Origin of the sequence: Pontibacter sp. FD36 (assembly GCF_015686655.1) — a bacterium.
Taxonomy (GTDB): domain Bacteria; phylum Bacteroidota; class Bacteroidia; order Cytophagales; family Hymenobacteraceae; genus Pontibacter.
Map to the genome: position 1 here is coordinate 58,948 of NZ_JADPMP010000012.1, position 20,989 is coordinate 79,936.

11 protein-coding genes are annotated in these 20,989 nt (G+C 49.8%); 4 read left to right on the plus strand and 7 right to left on the minus strand.

Features of this window, described 5'->3' with window-relative positions:
* Positions 1–22 precede the first annotated feature (22 nt).
* Together I0P70_RS17080 and I0P70_RS17085 are read right to left on the minus strand one after the other, a co-directional pair.
* Positions 23–1,096: a 3-oxoacyl-ACP synthase III family protein gene (locus I0P70_RS17080; protein WP_196120333.1), complete on the minus strand. Its 1,074-nt coding sequence runs from the start codon at positions 1,094–1,096 to the stop codon at positions 23–25.
* Between the two features lie 167 nt (positions 1,097–1,263).
* The gene (locus I0P70_RS17085; RefSeq protein WP_196120335.1) at positions 1,264–1,911 is read right to left on the minus strand and encodes a CatA-like O-acetyltransferase; all 648 of its coding nucleotides are present in this window, start codon (positions 1,909–1,911) and stop codon (positions 1,264–1,266) included.
* A gap of 171 nt (positions 1,912–2,082) precedes the next feature.
* Between I0P70_RS17085 and I0P70_RS17090 the strand changes: the two genes are divergently transcribed.
* The 4 genes from I0P70_RS17090 (at position 2,083) to I0P70_RS17105 (ending at position 11,218) form a co-directional block, all read left to right on the plus strand.
* On the plus strand, positions 2,083–2,709 hold the full coding sequence (locus tag I0P70_RS17090) for an OB-fold-containig protein (RefSeq protein WP_196120338.1): 627 nt from the start codon (positions 2,083–2,085) through the stop codon (positions 2,707–2,709).
* A gap of 5 nt (positions 2,710–2,714) precedes the next feature.
* On the plus strand, positions 2,715–4,850 hold the full coding sequence (locus I0P70_RS17095) for a flotillin family protein (RefSeq protein ID WP_196120347.1): 2,136 nt from the start codon (positions 2,715–2,717) through the stop codon (positions 4,848–4,850).
* An 80-nt stretch (positions 4,851–4,930) separates the two neighbouring features.
* Positions 4,931–6,094: a DUF3800 domain-containing protein gene (locus I0P70_RS17100; RefSeq protein ID WP_196120349.1), complete on the plus strand. Its 1,164-nt coding sequence runs from the start codon at positions 4,931–4,933 to the stop codon at positions 6,092–6,094.
* Between the two features lie 156 nt (positions 6,095–6,250).
* Positions 6,251–11,218 carry a DNA repair ATPase gene (locus tag I0P70_RS17105; protein WP_196120351.1) on the plus strand — a complete coding sequence of 1,656 codons (4,968 nt, stop codon included), beginning with the start codon at positions 6,251–6,253 and terminating at the stop codon, positions 11,216–11,218.
* Positions 11,219–11,275: 57 nt separating this feature from the next.
* Here the strand turns inward: I0P70_RS17105 and I0P70_RS17110 are convergent, their stop codons facing one another.
* The 5 genes from I0P70_RS17110 to I0P70_RS17130 form a co-directional block, all read right to left on the minus strand.
* Positions 11,276–12,775 (minus strand): B12-binding domain-containing radical SAM protein, encoded by a 1,500-nt coding sequence (locus I0P70_RS17110; protein WP_196120353.1) that lies wholly within the window; start codon positions 12,773–12,775, stop codon positions 11,276–11,278.
* A gap of 47 nt (positions 12,776–12,822) precedes the next feature.
* Positions 12,823–14,970 carry a M48 family metallopeptidase gene (locus I0P70_RS17115; protein ID WP_196120355.1) on the minus strand — a complete coding sequence of 716 codons (2,148 nt, stop codon included), beginning with the start codon at positions 14,968–14,970 and terminating at the stop codon, positions 12,823–12,825.
* Positions 14,971–15,344: 374 nt separating this feature from the next.
* Positions 15,345–18,440 (minus strand): efflux RND transporter permease subunit, encoded by a 3,096-nt coding sequence (locus tag I0P70_RS17120; RefSeq protein WP_196120357.1) that lies wholly within the window; start codon positions 18,438–18,440, stop codon positions 15,345–15,347.
* A gap of 23 nt (positions 18,441–18,463) precedes the next feature.
* A complete protein-coding gene (locus I0P70_RS17125; RefSeq protein WP_196120359.1) occupies positions 18,464–19,597 on the minus strand; it encodes an efflux RND transporter periplasmic adaptor subunit in 1,134 nt (377 codons plus the stop codon).
* The gene (locus I0P70_RS17130) at positions 19,594–20,910 is read right to left on the minus strand and encodes a TolC family protein (RefSeq protein ID WP_196120361.1); all 1,317 of its coding nucleotides are present in this window, start codon (positions 20,908–20,910) and stop codon (positions 19,594–19,596) included. The genes I0P70_RS17125 and I0P70_RS17130 overlap by 4 nt, the downstream gene beginning before the upstream one ends.
* Positions 20,911–20,989 lie beyond the last annotated feature (79 nt).

Genomic DNA, 20,989 nt, shown 5'->3' on the forward strand with positions numbered 1-20,989 from the left:
GATTTAAGTTCTTATATAGTAGCTATACCCTGTAGCAAATTGCATTGATGTTCATGCCAGCCCCTACTGAAGCAAACAGAATAATGTCCCCTTTGTTCAGCTGATGCTTCTCGTCCTGACCCCTGCTTACGATGTCGTAAAGCGTGGGCACGGTGGCTACAGAGCTGTTGCCGAGGTAATGGATGCTCATCGGCATAATGTCCTCCGGGATGTCGCGTTTGTCATAGAGTTTATAAAGCGCCTGGATCATGCCTTCGTCCATTTTCTCGTTGGCCTGGTGGATGAACACTTTTTTCAGGTCTTTGATGTCAACACCGCACATATCCAGGCATTCCTTCATGGCTTCTGGTACCAGCTTAATGGCGTACTCGTATACCTTGCGGCCCTTCATTTTGATGTAGCGCACACGCGGATCACCGTCCGGCATGTAGGACTTGTTCATGTTGATATAATAGGCCTCCTCCACACTGTGGCTGCGGGCGCAACTGGCGAGTATGCCACTGCCATCTTCGGGCACTTCCTGGTACTCTATTACTGAGGCACCCGCCCCGTCGCTGAAGATCATGCTATCGCGGTCGTACAGGTCAATCACGCGGGAGAGGGTCTCGGCACCGATCACGAGCGCTTTCTTAGCCATACCTGCCTTAAAAAACGCCTCGGCCTGAATCACGCCCTGCACCCAGCCCGGACAGCCAAACAGGATATCGTAGGCCACACAGTCTGGACTCTTGATCTTCAGGTTATGCTTTACACGACTAGCCAGCGCAGGCACGGCATCAGACTGAATCGTACCCTCGATCACGTTGCCGAAGTTGTGCGCCACAATGATCATGTCCAGGGTTTCCGGGTCGATGCCGCTGTCCCGGATGGCCTCTTCAGCGGCCAGGGTGGCAATATCAGAAGTAGTGAGGTGGGAGGCCACATAGCGGCGCTCTGCTATACCTGTGATCTTCTGAAATTTCTCGACGACCACATGCGGGCAAACACCGATCGGTACGTTTTGGTCTGTGTAAAAATTGTGAGAGGTAAAATCCTGGTTGGTTTTTACTTCTGTCGGGATATAACTGCCCGTGCCAGTGATAACGGATCGCCACATATTGGTAGGTTGAAAGGTGAAGGAATATCATCCGGGTGCAAGACCCTATAGCAACACAATATATTGATCCTCACTATATATGACAAGGAAAATTTTACAAAAGTGTTTGAACATTAATTCTCCTGTATACCCTGCCAGGGATAGCGCAATTTATCCGTTGATTTCTACTACAAATAGCTTTCGATAACCTTTGTTAATTCTTCCATAAACAGGTGCATGTGGTAGCCATCGGCCAGCGCATGGTGCAGGCCAATGCTGATCGGCAGGTATACTTGGTCGCCGCGCATCTCCAGTTTGCCATAGCCGATTTTCGGTACACCCGGGTCTTCCTGACCTATTGAGAAGGCATGCTCCATACCTCTGAAAGTAAACCAGGGCAGGGTAGTCATGTGCAGCAGGTCTATACCTTGGTGGCCGTTGAAAAGCTTTTTGCTCTTTTTTACCTCAGCGATGATGGTAGCCCCGTTGGCACAGAAATCGGCCAGATTTTCAATGAAAGGAAAATGCGTGAAAGCGATCTGTTTGTCGTCTTTGAGAATGGTAGTGGACAGATCGAGTCCGCTAAATTTTACCACCTGCCCGTTTTCGATGCGGAGCAGGAAGTTTTCCGTGGCGCGTGCAGCCTGTGTGGTGGCGTGCATATAGGCCAGCGAAATAGAGAGTCCGTGTTGTTTGCAATAGCGGTGAAGTGGCGTAATGTCCACCTCCGTGTGCACATTGAAAAAAGGCTGGGTGAAGGTGCTGAAAAAGCGGAAACTCTCTTCGCGTTCCCATCCCTCAATAGGTATGATTTCTTTGCTGTAGCGGTTTTGCATGTATAAATAGGACAGACTTTGAGTAGCCTGACGTTGATAAACGAAAACACAAAGATAGGGGCTTACCTGCATTTCTAATTTTTTCCAGGTGTGAAATGCAAAAAGTATATGCTTTGTTATGAATATTCTTTTATATTTATAGCATAATACTTCTGATAACCTACTTTGCCTATGAACGAACTTATACAAGCTACCTTTTCCAGTGTCAATATCATACCGACGGCCTTACTGGTCTTTGTCATGCTGTATTGGCTTGCCGTCATCTTCGGCTTGCTGGACCTCGATTTCTTTGATATTGAAGTAGAGCCCGACGTGAATGCCGATGATGTGTCAGCCGTCAGCTGGCTCAACAGTGTACTTGCCTTCTTTAACCTGGGCAAGGTGCCATTCATGGTGTTCCTCACTTTCTTCGCACTGCCGTTCTGGGTAATCTCCATCTTAGCGAACTACTACTTCAACGACGGCTATAGCTTGTTAGGATGGCTATACCTGATCCCTTCGTTCGTGGCCGCTTTGTTCGTGGCTAAGTTCCTGACCATGCCTTTCGTGCGAGTGTTCGCCGCTATGGAAAAAGAGCATGAATCAGCGGCAGCTATCATCGGGCAGGTCTGTACGGTGATGTTGCCTGCCAATGGCACCGACATGGGACAGGCCGCTGTGAAAACAACGGGCGCACCGCTCTTGCTGAATGTCAGAACGACTATGGGCTCCGCTGTGCAGAAAGGAGAAACTGCACTCGTGCTCGAATACAATGCTGAAAACAAATTTTACCTTATAGAACCTTACCAAACCATTTAATTCGCATGTTAGAATCTTTATCCCTGTCTATCGTCATTATGCTGGCGGTATTCGCTATTGGCTTAATAGTCTTTGTTATCAAAATGTACCAGAAAGCCATACAAGGCGAGGCCCTGGTACGTACCGGTCTGGGCGATACGAAAGTGTCCTTCTCTGGCATTTTTGTGGTGCCTGTTATCCACAAACTGGAAGTGATGGATATCACGCTCAAAACCATCGTCATCTCCAGAACAGCCTCTGAAGGCCTTATCTGCAAGGATAACATGCGTGCCGATATCAAAGTGAACTTCTTTTTGCGCGTAAACAAAACACCGGAAGACGTGATTCAGGTGGCGCAGTCCATCGGTTGTAAGCGTGCTTCAGACCACTCCGCCCTCGAGAGCCTTTTCGATGCCAAGTTCTCCGAAGCATTGAAAACGGTAGGTAAGCACTTCGACTTTGTGGAGCTGTATAACAGCCGCGACGACTTCAAGCGCCAGATCATCCAGACCATTGGCACCGACCTGAACGGGTATGTACTGGATGACTGCGCGATCGACTACCTGGAGCAAACACCGCTGATGCACCTGAATGAAAATAACATCCTCGACGCAGAGGGTATCAAAAAGATCATCGACCTGACGGCTAAGCAGAAAGTGCAGGCCAACCTGATCGAGCGCGAGAAGCAGAAGACCATCAAGAAGCAGGACGTAGAAGCACAGGAGACCATCCTGGAGCTCGAAAAGCAATTGGCTGAGAACGAGGAAAAGCAGAAGCGTGAAATATCGAACATCAAATCGCGTGAGTTTGCCGAGATGGAGAAAGTGCGCCACGAAGAGCGCCTGAAGGCAGAGAAAGCCCGCATCGCCACGGACGAGGAAGTGAAGATCGCAGAGCAGAACAAAGATCGCCAGATCCTTGTAGCTGAGCGCAGCAAGCAGCGTACGGATGCTATCGAGACGGAGCGTGTGGAGCAGGCCCGTTTACTGGAAGAAAACGAAAAACAGCGTATCGTGGCACTGGCGCAGATCGAGAAAGAAAAAGCGATCGAAGAAGAGCGTAAGAATATACAGGGCATCATCCGCGAGCGTGTGACCGTGGAGAAAGCCGTAGTGGAGGAAGAAGAGAAGATCAAGGACACCAAGGCATTTGCAGAGGCTGAGCGTACGAAAGCGGTAGCAATTAAAAATGCCGAGCGTGAAGCAGAAGAGTCATTGGTGAAAGAGATCAAGAGTGCCGAAGCGGCCCGTCAGGCGGCAGAATTCCGTGCCAAGCAAATGCTGATCGATGCGGAGGCAGAGCAGGTGTCTTCTAACAACCGGGCACAGGCCATCAAAACCATGGCAGAAGCCGAAGCAGCACAGGCGGCAGCTATCGGACTGTCAGAAGCACAAGTGATGGAGGCCAAAGCCCATGCCCGTCAGAAAGAGGGTGAAGCAGAGGCGCTGGTAATCAAAGCGAAAGCCAATGCACAGGCCGAAGCCGACGAGAAACTGGGTATGGTAACTGCCAAAGTAACGAAAGAAAAAGGTATAGCCGAGGCCACTGTAGTAGAGAACATGGCATCAGCAGAAGAGAAACGCGGACTGGCAGAGGCCCGTGTGATCGGAGAGAAGTTCACAGTAGATGCCAAAGGTATAGAGGAGAAAGCCGAAGCCATGCGCAAGCTGGATGGCGTGGGCAAAGAGCACGAAGAGTTCAAGCTGCGTCTGGAGAAAGACAAGTCGATTGAACTGGCCCAGATCAACATCCAGAAAGACATTGCCGCATCGCAGGCTGAGGTAATTTCCGAAGCCCTGAAGTCAGCGAAGATCGACATCGTGGGTGGCGAGACCATGTTCTTCGACCAGATCGTGGGCTCCATCACCAAAGGCAAGCAGGTAGACCGCCTGGTAGGCAACAGCGAAGTGCTGAACACAGTGAAGGAAACCTTCTTCCAGCCAAACGGCAACGGCCATATAGACTTCCGCGAGAACCTGCAGCAGTTTATCAACCAGTTCGGTATGACCTCTGACGACGTGCGCAACCTAAGCGTATCGGCTCTTTTGCTGAAGATGATGCAGAGTAGCGCAGACGAAAGCACGCTGAATACCCTGAAGCAGCTGACCACAACGGCTACGGCTATGGGGATTGCGGATAAGCCTTATATTTCATTGAACTAAACCTTATCTTAAACCCCTCTTCTGAAAGCGGAAGAGGGGTTTTTTATACCAGTGGTGGAGTAAATTATAAAAATTGAAAATTGAAAAAAGCAAAAATCTATATTGACGAATTTGGGAATACTCACTTAGACTTGTCAAAAAGTGGGACATTTAGCCATTTCGTTTATGCTTCCGTGATAATCTCAGAGGAGAACGAAGAGAAGGCACGCCTTCTGCGGAAAGAAATTTGCAAAAAATTCAGACTAGGGGATAATATAAAATCGAGCAATCTTGGCGATTCAAAATACTTCGACAAGCGTTTAGAAATTCTTCAATACCTAGTTAATAATTTAGATTTTACTATAGACGTTCTTGTCATTGACAAAAAGCATCTAGACCGTGAAAGTGGAGGCCTTAGGTTTAAACAAGTGTTTTACAAATACTTTCAAAAAATATTTGTAAATAAATACAATGAACTTTATGATTCTTATGATATCACACCTGATAAGGTAGGTGAAGAATTCGCTCGTGAACTAGAGTTGTTTGTTCGAAATAATGCAATCAATCTCGATTTGTTTAATCCTGAAAGGACTTATAGGATTTCTGATGATATAGAAGGTGAAAAATTAATACAACTCGCTGACATTATATCGGGTTCAATTGGGAAAATATACTGTACAAGTCATGCTAGTGAGAGAATGGAAGAAATATTTAATATTCTACATTCAAGATTATCTGTGCAGCATTTTCCCTATAAATCGAACTACGAAATCAAAACCTCGGAAGATGACAGAAAGAAGGATATACTGATTAGGAGACTAAGTCAGGACATACTTGAGAAGTTCGTAAAATCTACTGAAGGTAAAAACGAAACGTTAGGTTTGAATTTAGTGGAGTACTTAGCAATTCAGAATAGAATGGATCCTAAGCGCTTAGTACCAAGTTATGAGATATTGACCTACCTGCGTAATTTCAATTCAAATGTGACAGATGATAAATTAAGGTCGACTATACGAGACTTGAGGTATAAAGGACTTTTCATTATCAGCCATAAAGGTCAACCTGGATATAAATTAGCTAGCAGCTATGATGATATTATAGAACACTTTAATCATTTCATGAGATATGTTCTCCCTATGTTAGAGAAACTTAAAGCCATTAATGAGAAAATGACTAATTCTACATTTAATGAGCTTAATCCTTTGGAAAAGGACGATAGATTTCAATTAGTTAAAAACTTGATAGGGCAAATTAAAAATACCTAGTTCCAATCAATTATAGCTATTATGCTCGGCTACGCCTTACCCATCGGCTGCACGAGTACATTATACAAGCCACTAGTACAAAATAAGCCGTGAAAACAATTGGCTTTAACAAAAGCCAAAAACTTACCAATCTTAAAAATTTAATCCTCCAACCTAATGGAAGATACCAATACCGCCACCGCCTCAACAGCCGACAACGTGCAGTTGGAGGGTGGTACTTACGAAATACTGCGCAACCGTCTGCAGAAAAGCGGGGCCGAACTGCGCACGAAACTCGAGCAGCTGAACCAGGAGCGGAAGAGCGTGTTTGGGGCGATCGAGACGAAACTGATCACGACCGAGCGCATTACTACCGAGAACAACTGCGTGCCCTCGGACATGGTGCCTGTGGGCTATACCTTGCTCTTTGGCTACAACGTATACTTGGGCCTGAAGTCGGAGGTGGAGCTGTCGGATGTGTTTGGCGTCTATACCTATGAGGGCCACAGCTTCCATCAGCAGCCGCTCGACATCCTGCAGGACAAGACCTTTCAGGACGATTTTCAGAAGCTCTACAAATACTATAAGAATACTCAGTTCGTCAAGTTTGCGCACATCGGCAACTACCTGTACATGGTGTTTCGGGTGGGCAAGGGCGTCAACGATATCAAGACCTTTAAGTGGTTGCTCAAAGGTGATACGATTACGTACATCGACAACCGCAGCGACCACGAGTATGTATTCCCGAACCAGCACGATTTCAGCTGGAAACGCACCACCCGCGAGGCGCAGCGCAAAGGCAAATTCCCGCACGTGTCCATCGAGGACAAGGTGTTTGTGGAGACTGTCGGCGGAGACCTCACCATCAAGGTAGAAGACAACACCGACTCGGGCCGCGGCATTTATTCGGAAGAGGTCGATGACAAGGACCAGACGCTCGACGACTCGGAGATCTATTACGCCATTCTGGGCAATATCATTCTCCTGAAGATAAGACCGTACCGCGAGAACAACTACCGTTATATTGTCTTTAACTCCAAGTTGAAAGAGGCACGCCGTATTGATGCGCTCGAACATAGCTGTGTGCTCTTGCCAGATGGGCAGGGCATCATTTATGCCTATGGCTACTACCTGCAGACGGGCGAGTTCAAGCAATTCGACAACAACCTGCAGGACATGCTTTTTGAGAAGCGCATTGCGTCCCCGAACGGCGAGGATTTCCTGTATGTGTTTTACAACAAGGAGACGAGCGTATACCTGTTGCTGTCTTATAACCTGATCACGCAGCAGATCGAAACGCCGATCGTGTGCCACGGCTACGCTATTTATGAAAACGGCGAGTTGTGCTATTTCCGTGCCGACGAAGAAGCGCAGAAGCACCACGCCATCCAGATCTGGCAGACTCCTTACATCGGGCCGAACTTTACCATACCTGTAACGCAGGAGTCGTACTTGTACAAGATCGGCAACAAGGACATTGTGCGGGCCATGGCCGAGAGCAACGAGGTGCTCACGCTCCTGCACAAAGAGGATTCCTACGCCAACCTATACCTCGACCTGATCAAGAAAACCACCGATGTACTGGACTCTTATCACTGGCTGAACAGGGAAGAAACATACAATCTGGCGGCTCCGCTTTCGGCTGTTCGGCAAACGGCGACGGCGGCGGTAGAGGAGTACGAAAAAGTACTCAGCATCAAGAAAAATACGCAGGCGCAGATCAGTCAGGTGCTCGGGCAGGCCGACGCGCTGATCCAGACGCTGAAATTCAAGAAGGCGGAGAGTATTAACGACTACGTGAAGTATCTGGCCGATTTGCGTGGCATACGTGGCGAAGTGATCTCGCTGAAAGAGTTGCGCTATACCGACCTGCCTACTATTGAAAAGTACGAAGCACAGCTGCAGCAATTTGCACAGGATACTGCCAACGGAGCCGTGGAATTCCTGTTGCAGCCGAATGCCCTGGCGCCTTACGAGAAGCAGGTAAAGGAGATTAATACAGCTATCGAAGCGATTGCCAAAGTAGTCGAAGCTGACGCGACCGACAAGGAAATTGCCGCGGTGTCAGCAGAACTGGAAATGCTGATCGATGTGGTGAGCAATCTCAAGATCGAGGACGCCACCCAGACCACACGCATCATTGATACTATCTCGGCTATTTATGCCACGTTCAACCAGACACGTGCCGCCCTGCGCCGCAAGCGCAAGGACTTGCTGAGTCAGGAGGGCAAGGCTGAATTCAATTCCCAGATCAAGCTAATCAGCCAGAGTGTGGTGAACTACCTCGACGTGTCGGACTCGCCGCAGAAATGCGAGGAGTATCTGGCCAAATTGATGGTGCAGCTGGAGGAGCTCGAGGGCCGCTTCCCTGATTTCGACGAATTCATCGAGCAACTCACCGTGAAGCGGGAGGAGATCTACAGCGCCTTTGAATCGAAGAAAGTGCAGCTGCAGGAGGCCCAGAACAAGCGGGCCAACAGTCTGCAACAAGCAGCAGACCGCATCCTGAAAGCCGTGCAGAACCGAGCAGGCAAGCTGACCTCGGTAAGCGAGATCAACGGCTACTTCGCCTCCGATCTGATGATCGAAAAGGTACGCAGCACGGTGGAAGAGCTCTTAGGTATAGGTGATACGGTAAAGGCCGATACCATCCAGAGCCGCCTCAAAACGCTGAAAGAGGACGCCATTCGGCAGCTCAAGGACAAGCAGGAGCTGTTCGTGGACGGTGCCAACATTCTGAAGTTTGGCAAGCACCAGTTCACCGTGAATACCCAGCCGCTGGAGCTGAGCGTGGTACACCGCGACGACGCCATGTACTACCACCTCACGGGCACCAGCTTTTTCGAGAAGATCACCGACGAATCTTTCCTGAGTTACCGCCCCGTGTGGGAGCAGACATTGGTGTCGGAAAACCAGCAGGTATACCGCGCCGAGTACCTCGCCTTTAAAGTGCTCGAAGCGGCGCAGGACACAGGTATAAACAGGCCGCAAAACGAGAACAGCCTGCGCTACCTGAGCATCGACGAACTGCACAAACTCACCGAAACCGAGCTGACGGACTACGTGAACAAATTCATGGCGGTACGTTTTAACGAGGGCTACCTGAAAGGCGTGCACGACCACGACGCGGCCCTTATTCTGGCCGCCCTGATCCGCCTGATCAAAACAGCCGACTTGCTCCGCTATACCTCTACCGACAGGGCCTGTGCGCAGCTGTACTGGCAGGTGTTCGCGCCCGAGTCGAAAAAAAAATCGCTTACCCACCAGCTCCAAGGTATAAGCGCCATCCTGCAGGTTTTCCCCGACACGCACGAGTTTGATGATTTAAAGGCAGGTCTGCAACAGGAAGTCTATACCTTTCAGCAGGAGACGGGACTTTGCAAACAAGCCAATGCGGCCGAAGCAGGCGAGTACTTGTTCTACGAGCTTACCCGCGGCAACCACTTCGTCATCGACAGTCAGGCCGATGTGCTCTTCGACGGCTTCAAACATTTCCTGACGGAGCGACGCGTACTCGACCGTTTCGAGGAATCGGTGAAGGCGCTGCAGGAGAATGTAGCGCATCAGTTTGAGCTGATCCAACACTGGCTGAAAGCTTACATTGCGCAGGCAGGCCAGCACGATAAAGCCGAGTTTGTGGCCGAAGTAGCGACACTGTTGCTCACCGACAGCTACAACACACAGCATGTGGTGCACACTGTGCTGAAGGAGAATCTGCAAGGGATGCAGGGCGCCCACCAGCAGGTGCAGGGACAAAGCTACCAGCTAAACTACCACCAGTTCCTGCACCGCCTCCGCGACTATACCTCCTGCACGGCCACGGCCTTTACAGCTTTCACGGAGCTCAAAAAGAACCTGACGCAGCAGGCCGAACAGGCACTGCGCCTGAACGAATTCAAGCCGCGGGTGCTATCGTCGTTTGTGCGTAACAAACTGATCGACCAGGTATACCTGCCGCTGATCGGCGCCAACCTGGCCAAGCAGATCGGTGCGGCAGGGGAGACCAAGCGCACCGACCTGATGGGCATGCTCTTGCTGATCTCGCCGCCAGGCTATGGCAAAACGACCATCATGGAGTACATCGCCAACCGCCTGGGCATTATCTTCATGAAGATCAACGGTCCCGCTATCGGCCACCAGGTGACGGCGCTGGACCCGAAAGAGGCACCCAATGCCGCTGCCCGCGAAGAGCTGGAGAAGCTGAACCTGTCCTTTGAGATGGGCGACAACGTGATGATCTACCTCGACGACATCCAGCACTGTAATCCCGAGTTTCTGCAGAAGTTTATCTCCCTGTGCGACGCCCAGCGCAAGATCGAGGGCGTGTACAAAGGTCGCAGCAAAACCTATGATTTCCGTGGCAAAAAGGTATGCGTGGTGATGGCGGGTAACCCTTACACCGAAACAGGCGAGAAGTTCCGTATACCTGACATGCTCGCCAACCGCGCCGACATCTACAACCTCGGCGACATCATCGGCGACACGGAAGATGTGTTCAAATTGAGCTACATCGAAAACTCCCTTACTTCCAACACCGTGCTGGCGAAGCTAGCGGCGAAGAGTCAGAAAGACATCTATACCTTGCTGCAACTCGCCGAAACAGGCAACAGCGAGGGGCTGGAGTTCGAGGGCAACCACTCGGCAGCCGAGTTGAATGAGTATGTGTTGGTACTGAAGAAATTACTCAAGATTCAGGATGTCATCCTGAAAGTAAACCTCGAGTATATCCGCTCGGCAGCGCAGGCAGACGAGTACCGCACCGAACCCGCCTTCAAGCTGCAGGGCTCTTACCGCAACATGAACAAACTGGCCGAAAAGGTGATGCCGATCATGAACGATCAGGAACTGCAGACACTGATTCTCTCGCACTACGAAGCCGAGTCACAGACGCTCACCTCAGGTGCCGAAGCCAACATGCTCAAGTTCAAACAGCTGATCGGCATCATGACCGAGGCCGAGGCGCAGCGCTGGGAGGATATCAAAGCCACCTTTGTGCGTAACAACAAACTCAAAGGCTTCGGCGGCAACAATCAGGTAGGGCAGGTGCTCACCGAAATGGAAAATATCTCCGGCGGACTGGCAGGTATAAAAGACGTGCTGAGCCAGTTCAAGCCGAGTAGGTTGGAAGCTGCGGAAGGTTTGTAAGTATAGCTTGTGTAAAAATGGAAATCCCCTGCAGGTATAATGCTGCAGGGGATTTTTTTATTTGGTTAGAGTCGGAATTGACTTAAGTTGATGACCATCGATGACTGGAAGCGGCGAGAAAGTGGAAGCGAGTTCGCTCGTTTCCGTTTGTGTATGGCTTGTAATGGACATTTCGCTTTTTGGGTGTTCTTTGTCTCCAGAGCCAACTTTTGAGAGAATGGCCTCTAGCAGTGGCAGCATTTCATTCAGGTTTTTCGACTTGATCATAAAATTCCAGAGCGGCTCAAACTTTTTCCATCCTCCAGAGTAGAGCAGGTGCTTTAGCTTATGCTTGTGTGAGTCATGCTGAAAACTTGCCTTAAAAATATTGGACCAGCTGTAAAACTCTTTGTAAGCCCAATCATATCCTGCCTTTAATTCATCGGCTGTCAGGTGGGTAGTCTTATACACGACACTTCTGGTATCGTACAGGTCCCAGTTTTGGGTTAGGATACGACCCTGGCTTTCCATGTCTTTGTAGAGTTTGGTACCAGGGTATGGGGTTAAAATATGATAGGTCGAAGTTGTGAGTCCATTGTTAACACCCCAATCAACCGTTCTTTTAAAAACATCCTGGTCGTCATCATCAAGTCCAAAAACAAAACTGCCATTAATCATGATGCCCAGATCATGCAGCCTGTTCACAGCTTTTATGTAGTCTTTCTGTAAGTTTTGCTTTTTGTTGCTTTGTTTGAGATTAGCAGGTGAAAAAGTTTCGAACCCAACGAACAGACTTCTCAAACCGGCCTCAGCCGCTTTTTCAATCAGATTGCCACGGAGTATAGAGTCTATGGTAGCCGCTCCCTGAAATACCCGGTTCATGCCTTTCATTCCTTCAAACAAGCCGCTCGCAAATTTTGCATTGCCCAGTAAATGGTCATCCAGGAAATATAAGTGCTTACCTGGGAGTCTGTCTATTTCAGCCAGGGCATCATCTACGGCTTGTGTATAGAAAGTTTTCCCTCCTTCAAAAAAGGCATCCTTGTAGCAAAAGTCGCAGTGGTGCGGACAGCCTCTAGTCACCACAATCGAGTTGGGCACTAAGTAGCGGTTGCGCTTGATGAGATCTCTTCGGATAGGAGGTATCCCTTCGAGTGTCCGAATCATAGAGGTATATACCTTCTTAGGCACCTTATTTCTGAAGTCTTTCAGGAACTGCGGGAAAGTGTCTTCCCCTGGACCTAGGAAAATGGTATCAGCATGCTGCGCTGCTTCTTCTGGTAAAGAAGTTACATGGAGTCCTCCGAGCAGCACATAAGCCCCGCGCCTTCTGTAATGGTCGGCAATTTTGTAGGCCCTGTAAGCATTGGTAATGTATACCTGAATGATGACCAGGTCAGGGGTATCATCCAGGTATAACTCCTCCACATGCTGATCCTGTAAGTCGATTTCATCGTCAGGTGAGAGGTAGGCCGCCAGCGTTGCCAACCCAAGAGGAGGAAACAGTGAATATTTTATAGGCCTCCAAAATGGGCTTTCAGCCTCTGCCAACGCAGGAAGTATCAGTTTGACTTTCAATTCTAATGTGGTGTTATCTGCCGTAAATAATTTAGTCTATAGGTACTCTAGACCAGTTCCTTCTCTTCAACCACAGTAACCAACTGCTCCTGCAGACTCAGCAGACTGCCCAGGCACTTAGTATAAACACGCTGCATGCGCTCGGCAACAGTTACGGTCTGGTTGATCAGCATATTCAGTTCTTCACCCTGCAGCGAGTCTGCCGACATCCAGATCAGCTCTTCCTGTAGCAGGTACTTGCGCACTGACTGGGCTGTGTCCACGTTCTGCAGTGCCGGGAATTGGAGGGTATCCGCTTCTTTCAATATAGCCTCAAAGGCATCGCGAAGGCGGCGGAACTCAGTTGCAAACCACTTGCCCTCCTTCTCAGACATGTGACTTCCTTTGCTGATGGCCGTATCGATTGTGTTTTGCAGATTTTGCTGCTCCTGCTGCCAGGCGCTAAACTGCTTTACCCAAGCCACCAGGAAGGTATAGCGCTGCAGTAACTCCGCTCTTTGTGCTGGTTGTGTTTGAGTCAGGAGGTAATGCACGGCAAATACTTTGGTGTCGAACCGCTGGTACCAATCTTGGTCAGTCGGAAACTCTTGTAGCCTTTGCTCTAGCAGTGCCTGGGCTTCGTGAGGCTCGTAAGAAAAGCCGTTGTGCAGGGTATAAGTCTTGCGCTTGTCCTGCTTCTGCAGAATAAGCGACAGCGTTTGGATATCCTTATACCGGCCGCTGAGTTCCTCCATCTTCTGCTGCAGGCCAGCTCCGTAAAGCGACTTCAGGGCATCTGGCAAAAGCTCGGATGTTATGCCGGCTGTCGCGACCAAAGCCTCAGGGTCTGACAGATCCAATTCGGTGAGCAGGCGGTTGTCGTATACACCCAGATAGTGCGCTTTAAAAGTGGTTTCCTGCTGCTCTGCTTCAACAAAATCCTGCACCTCTTCAGCAGGCGTGAAGGTGATGTTCGGGTGCAGTTGCAGGTTAACACGAAGCAGGTTCTGGGTAACGGTCTCTGCGAGTTTTTCTGGCTCGTTGAACAGCAACCAAGGAGAGCGCTCGTCTTCTATACCTGCAAAATAAGTGGCTTTGGCATTCTGCTCTCTTTTGTAGTTAGAAGGGTGACTGGAATACATCTCCGCCAGGTGACCGTCTTCATCAGAAAAGATAAACCGAGCACCGGCAGTATGCTTAGGCAGGTTTTCCAGGAGCGACTGCCGGTAACTTTCACGGGTCTGGCTGAGATACGCTGCGGCTTTGCTTTGGTGATAGAACAGGTTAGAGGTATAGATCTTGTTATCGATGGCCGTGGTCAGGTGGCTGTTGGAATGATCGAAAGCCTCACTGGCAGGTCCCAGACGGTAGAGCGCATTCACGATCGCATCGCTGCCGGTCACGCTTACGGCTACACGGTCAGCATTATACTCCATCTGGCGCGAAAGTGATGCGTTTACCAGGTTTATCGCCTGGTAGATTAGGGCCATGAACTTGCGGATAAGCCACACCACCGGCATCAGCAACCAGCCAAAAACAGCAAGTTGTATGTTGGAGTTCTTCCATTTTTCCAGCAGCTCGTCCCACTTGTCACGCTCGTACACAATACTCTGAATAATACTGTTTGCCATATACACGTAGCTGCCCAACTTCATACTGCTCTGCGAAAAGTGACCGAACTCGTGCGCCAGTACCGCTTTAAATTCTGTCAGGTTGATCGAGTTGACCAGCCCTAGGCCAATCAGCAGGTTTTTCTTCACTGGCAGGAAAAGGCTGAGGATGGTACTGTTATAGAACACACAGGCGTTTATTTCGTGGTTCACGAACACCTTGTGGGGCAGGGGGGCATTGGTTTCGGCACAAAGCTGTCGGATGAATGAGAAGAGCTGCGGGTGTTCATCCTCTGTTATTTCCACATTCAGCGGATTGTTGGTGTCGTGTTTCTTGAAGAGAAACTTCAGCATAAAACCGAACAGCATACCCGCCATACCTATTGCACCAAGCTTCAGCAGAATAGTCCACCTGTTGACTGTTTCCATTGGGTATAGAACGGCTAGGTATAGCAGGTAACCGGCCAAAGCCACCATAGCCAGGTATAGCACCAGGAACACCAGCATGGCCAGCAGTACATACACTACCTGGCTTTTGTAGGATGACGGGGGGAGTGTATAGCCAGCAGGTATACACTGAGGACTTTCAGGGTAAACTTGTTTCATGAAAAGGTGGGTATAATTATTTCTTATACCTTAAATATAAGTATTATTCTATACCTGATACTTTACCTGATAAAGATTTTTTGCACCAATTGCGGTTCTTTTTTAGACCGATAGTGTGACTGGCAAAAGTGAATTACAGTATCTAACAACGCTGGAGTGGATGATTTCTGTGAAAGTGGACGGAATATAGTTGAATGAAAATTGGGAGTGCCTGAGTGGCAAGGTATATACTGAAGTACCACCCTGTGCAATAAGCACGCAGTAGTTTGGCGGGCAAGGAAAAGCTGTAAGGAGATGTCTATAAAAAAAGAGTGCCCGGAAACCCAGGCACTCTTAACAAACAAACTAATCACTATTCTATCTATTTATACTTGTTATACTTTCTTGCTCCGACTGTAGGCCAGGTAGTATACCTGGGGCAGCACGATCAGCGAAAGGATCATACAGATCATCAGACCACCCACGATCATAATGGCCAGTGGCTTCTGAATCTCAGAGCCCATACCTGTCGAAAGAGCCGCAGGCAGCAAGCCTGCAGAACCCATGATGGCAATCATAAACACAGGTCTTATACGACTATACACACCTTCCGAAATGGCTTGCTGCAGTGGTAAGCCCTTGCGCAGGTATTCCTTCATCACGGCGATCAGAATGATGCCGTCGATAGTGCCCACCCCGAACAAAATAATAAAGCCTATACCTGCCGAAATGCCGAAAGTAGTGCCCGTAAGCCACAGCGACAGAAAGCCACCGATAAAGGCGAACGGAATCGTGATAAGGGATATAACCGTGTCTTTCAGGTTGCCGAAGTTCACGAACAACAGGAAGAAGATCATCAGGAGTGAGATCGGCACAATGTAGCTCAAACGCTTGGTTGCTCTTTCCTTGTTCTCGAATTCCCCGGCCCAGGTTAGCCTGTAACTCTCCGGTAACACTACCTGCTCTTCTACAAGTTTCTGTGCCTCCTCCACAGTACTGCCCAGGTCACGCCCTCGCACCGAAAAACCTACGGCAATGTAGCGGCTACTTCCCTCGCGGTAGATAAAGGCAGGCCCTGTAAAGAAACCCACATCGGCAATCTCGTAGAGCGGGATCATAGAGCCACTGTTGGCTGGCACCAGAATGTTCCGGATCTCGGCCTCTGATTTACGGAATGGCTCTGCATAACGCACCCGTACATCAAACATGCGTTCATCTTCATAAAACGTAGTAGCTGCCTTACCGCCAATCGCCATTTCAATCACCGCCTGCGCATCGGCCATGCTCACGCCGTAGCGTGCCATCCGGGTTTCCTCCAGCTTGATGCGTAGCTCTGGCAAACCAATGTTGCGGTAAATGTTCAGGTCTTCTATACCTTCCACATCTTTAATGGCTGCAGCCACCTGGTCTGCTGTGTTTTCCAGTTCAAAGAGATCATTGCCGAATATTTTCACTACCAGCGAACTCTTCACCCCCGATACATATTCTTCCACATTGTCCATGATAGGCTGACTGAAACCGAAGGTGACGCCAGGGTATACAGCCAGCGACTGTTCCATCTCCGAGAGCAGTTCCTGTTTAGAAATCTTCCGGCTCCAGTCGCTTTCGTCATGGAGCTGCACGTGGAATTCGATATTGAAGAAGCCTGTCGGGTCAGTGCCGTCGTTCGGACGACCCGTTTGCGTTAGCACAAAAGCTACTTCGTCAAACTCCCGGAACTTGGCTTTCATCTCTTTGGTCAGCTTCACCGACTCGTCCAGGCTTACGCTGTTTGGTAGGGTTGCCCTAACATACAACGCCCCCTCGTTCAGCTGCGGAATAAACTCTGTTCCCAATCGACTGAAGCCAAAACCGCAGACAATCAGCAGTCCTCCGAAGAGCATTACCGTCAGCTTCTTGTTGATGGCACCCAACTGGTAGAGCTTAAACATAGCTCCGCGAATGAAATTGGTAATCGGGTTTTCGCGGTCTACTACGTTTTTGTTGAGCAGCACCTTACACATGGCTGGTACATAAGTTAAGCTGAGCAGCACAGCCCCGATCAGGGCATAGCCCAGCGTAAATGCCAGCGGTGAGAACATCTTGCCTTCCACCTTCTGGAAAGTAAAGATCGGCATCAAAGCTACGATCAGAATGATCTGCGCAAAGAAGATAGACTTAGCCACGGAGCGCGTCTGATTCTTGATGATCCCTAACTTCGAAATCTTGTTAAATCGTGACATACCTAGCTGCTGCGCCCGTTTGTCGAGCCCCACAAACACGTGCTCTACCACCACCATGGTACCCTCAAGCAACAGTCCGAAATCCACGGCACCTATAGAGATCAGGTTGGCAGGCAAGCCCTGAATGCGCAGCATCACAATCGCGAACAGAAAAGCCAGCGGAATGACCGAAGCCACGATAACCGTGGTGCGCCAGTTGAACAGGAAGATGAACACCAGCACCGATACCAGGATGATCCCTTCCAGCAGGTTGTGCGTTACGGTACGTACCGTGTTATCAACGAGCACGGTTCTGTCATGGAATGGCACGATCTTGACATCGGCTGGCAGAATTCTGGTGTTGAGCTCCTCTATCTTGTCTTTCAGCCTTTCAATTACTTCGCTCGGATTTTCACCACGCAGCATAATCACGATGCCCTGTACCAAATCATCGTCGTCGTCCAGTCCGACCTGGCCCAACCGCGGCTTGGCAGAAATCTTGACATCAGCCACATGCTTTACCAGCACCGGGGTGCCGTTTACGTTTTCGATCAGAATATTTTCGATGTCGGCCACACTTTCCAGCAAACCAACGCCGCGTACCACATAAGCCTGGTCACCTTTGTCGATCACGTCGCCGCCTACGTTGATGTTGCTGTTCCCAACGGCCTCAAAAACATCCAGGGGTGAGAGGTTGTAGTTGGCCAGCTCCACAGGGTTCACCTGTATTTCGTAGATCTTTTCTTCACCACCAAAACTCACCACCTCGGCTATACCTGGCACACCTACCAGTTCCCGCTCCACTACCCATTCGTGCAGGGCAGCCAGATCGCTGATTTCACGCGATTTGCTTTTAAGTACATAACGGAAAATCTCGCCGGTGGCTCCTGAAGGGGGCTCCACTTCTGCCTCGGCCCCCTCCGGCAACTCGATGCTTTGCATACGATTGGAGGCGTATTGCTGGGCATAAAAGTCGTCCACGTTCTCGTCAAACAGCACCGTTACCACCGACAGTCCGAAAAGGGAGGTGGAACGCACCTCGGCTTTGCGGGGAATGGTGTTCATCTGGCGTGTGATCGGCAGGGTGATAAACTTCTCCACCTCCTCAGCACTGCGGCCTGGCCATTGGGTAATGATACGGGCCCTGGTATTAGTTACGTCAGGAAAAGCCTCAATAGGGGTGTTGATATAGCTGATGATTCCCGCCGCTACCAACAGCGCCGTCAGGAAAAAGACGATGACGTGGTTTTTAAGCGAGAACGATACTAAACTCTGAACAAATTTATCCATTGTGTGTGTCTGTGCTCCTCCTCTTAGTTCTGAATTTGGTTATAGATAAGCAGGTGGTTTTCGGTCACGACCTTGTCGCCTTCTTTCAGGCCTGCTTTTACCATCACAGTATTTTGGGTCTGGTACACGGGCTCGAGCTGCACAATGTCGAAACTGCAGCTGTCGCGGTACACCACCACCTGGTGTCTTGAGTTCGAGAAGATCATGGCTTTGGCGGGGAAGGACAAAAGGTGCTGTTGCGCATCGTTCTGGCCCGTATTATCCTGTGTTACCGATACATTGACAAACATCTCAGGCTTCAGGAGCAGATCACGGTTCAGGATGCTAATGCGGGCCTTCAATACACGCTCCTCGGTATCAAAAGTATTGGCCAGCCGGTCTATTTTACCTTTGAATACCTGATCGGGATAGGCAGAAGCCTTTACTTCAACCTCCATACCTTGCTTTACACTGCTCAGGTTACCTGCGTATACATTAGCCATTACCCAAACCTCTTCCAGGTCCGCAATGGAGAACAGCGGATCATCACCGGCTTCGATCTGCTGGCCGCCCACGATGTTTTTAGACACAATGTGACCGCTTAAAGGAGCCTTAATGATGAGCACACCCCGTTCCAGGCTACCACCGTAGATGCCCAGGTTTTCCTGTACTTTGGTGATCTCCAGCTGAGCCATCTCTACATCCTGCTGCGCCTCTATAAGTTCGCGTTCTGAAGCTACGCCATCTTCAAACATTTCCTGGGTGGCCGAAAGCTGGCGCTGCGCCAACTTCAGCTGCGCCTGGGCTGTGCGTAGCTCCGCATTCAGGCTGCTAAGCTCCGGACTGCGTACTTCAAGCAGCACAGTGCCTTTCTTTACATAATCCCCTAAAGAGAAATTGACCTTCGACACCACGCCATCCAGCAGGGGCACGAAACGGTAGTACTTCTCCGGGTTGCTCATCACCCTGCCTGTTAGCTGAATGTGGTTATGCTCGGTGGACGGTGCTACATCGGCCAGCTTTATGTTTTTAGCCAGCTGCGCAGGCAGGCAGTAGCCTTCTTGCTGAGCAGCGGTTGCTTGTTCGAGATCATTCGAGCTCTGGCAAGCTGTTAGGAGCACTGCAAAACAAGCTGCAGCTGAAATCTTGTTGAGACGGTTTATATAAGGGTAAATCATAGGTCAGTTCCTGTTAATAGGTTGAGTTCTTCTTTTTTGGATTCCAGGCTTCGGATGGTGTCGAAGTAGAGGAGCTTGTTTTCTTTGAAGGCCTCGAAGAAATCGAGAAACTCCAGCAGGCTGATGTTCTTGCGCTGAAAGTTGCGGCTTACGCCTGCCAGCACTTCGTCGAGCTCGTTGATGAAATTCCCATCAATAGACTGATAGAAAGCTGCCAGCTGTTGATAGTCTTTGAAAGCCTTTACAACCTCGTTCTGAGCTTCATTTACCCGAAGCGAATGCAGGTGCCTGCTTTGCTGTACCCGGGCTTGTGCCGCTTTTATGTTGCCCCGGTTACGGTCGAAAACGCGCAGGTCCATGGCAACCCCAAAGCCGATGAAGTTGAGCAGGATGTTACCGCCGCGGTCGTAGTTGGTGTTAAACCGAAGGTCAGGCACGCGCATGGCCCGCTCCAACGTGTGCTCGGCCTCGCTCACCCGTAAATCAAGCGCAGCTACCCGTACAGTAGGATTCTGGTGTTCGGCCAAGGTGAGTAAACTGTCAAGCGGTTGGTTTAATAGTAAAGTCTTGCTGGGGAGTAAGCCTGCATCGGTCAGGTATAGGGCAGTGTGAGCCGGCAGCATCATCAGCGATTTCAGGTCTTTCTGTGCCTCGTTACTTTCCTGTAACGCCTCGTTCAGCTCGGCTCGCAATGACAGGTCCAACGCTCTGATCCGATAGAAATCAGCTTTAGAGATGTTGCCATTGCGCAGCTGTGCCTCCTGTGCCCGAATGAGTTGCGATAGCACATTCTGCTGCTGCCGAAGGAGGCGCACGTTGTTCTGGTGGTAGAGTAACTCAGAGAGCTGGGTTCTGAATTCGGCCTTCAGTGAGAGTAGCATCTCAGTATAAGCTGTCTGGGCCAGCTCCCGGTTTGCTACCTGCAGGGAGATGTTCTTTTTGCGCTTGCGGGCCGTAAACACTAGTTGCTCCAGCTGCACAGAAATCTGTCTGTTCTCGCCGAAACCGTTTCTAAAAAGTGGTGGATTTCCGTCTCCGTTGGCTACCTGGTGGGGAGTAGCCCAAAAGTTTACCTCGCTAATTTCCAGTTCTGGGTTGGGCCATGCCTTCGCTTGCAGGATCAGCGCTTCTGCCTGGTCAATATTCAGCCTTTCGGCAATCAGAGCCAGGTTCTTTTCAAGGAAAAGTGCCTCAGCCTCGACTCTCGATAGAGAAAGGGTGTCTGGTTGCTGCTCCTTCATCTGTGCCTGGGTAACACCGAAAGAGCAGAGCAGCAAAAGCCAGATAACGTGTTTTAAGAACTTGATTGTCATGCTGTAAACCGTAGCTTGTAAATTGTGCCACAAAGCTACAGCGACAACATTAAAGGCATCTTTGGCCTACATTAGACTT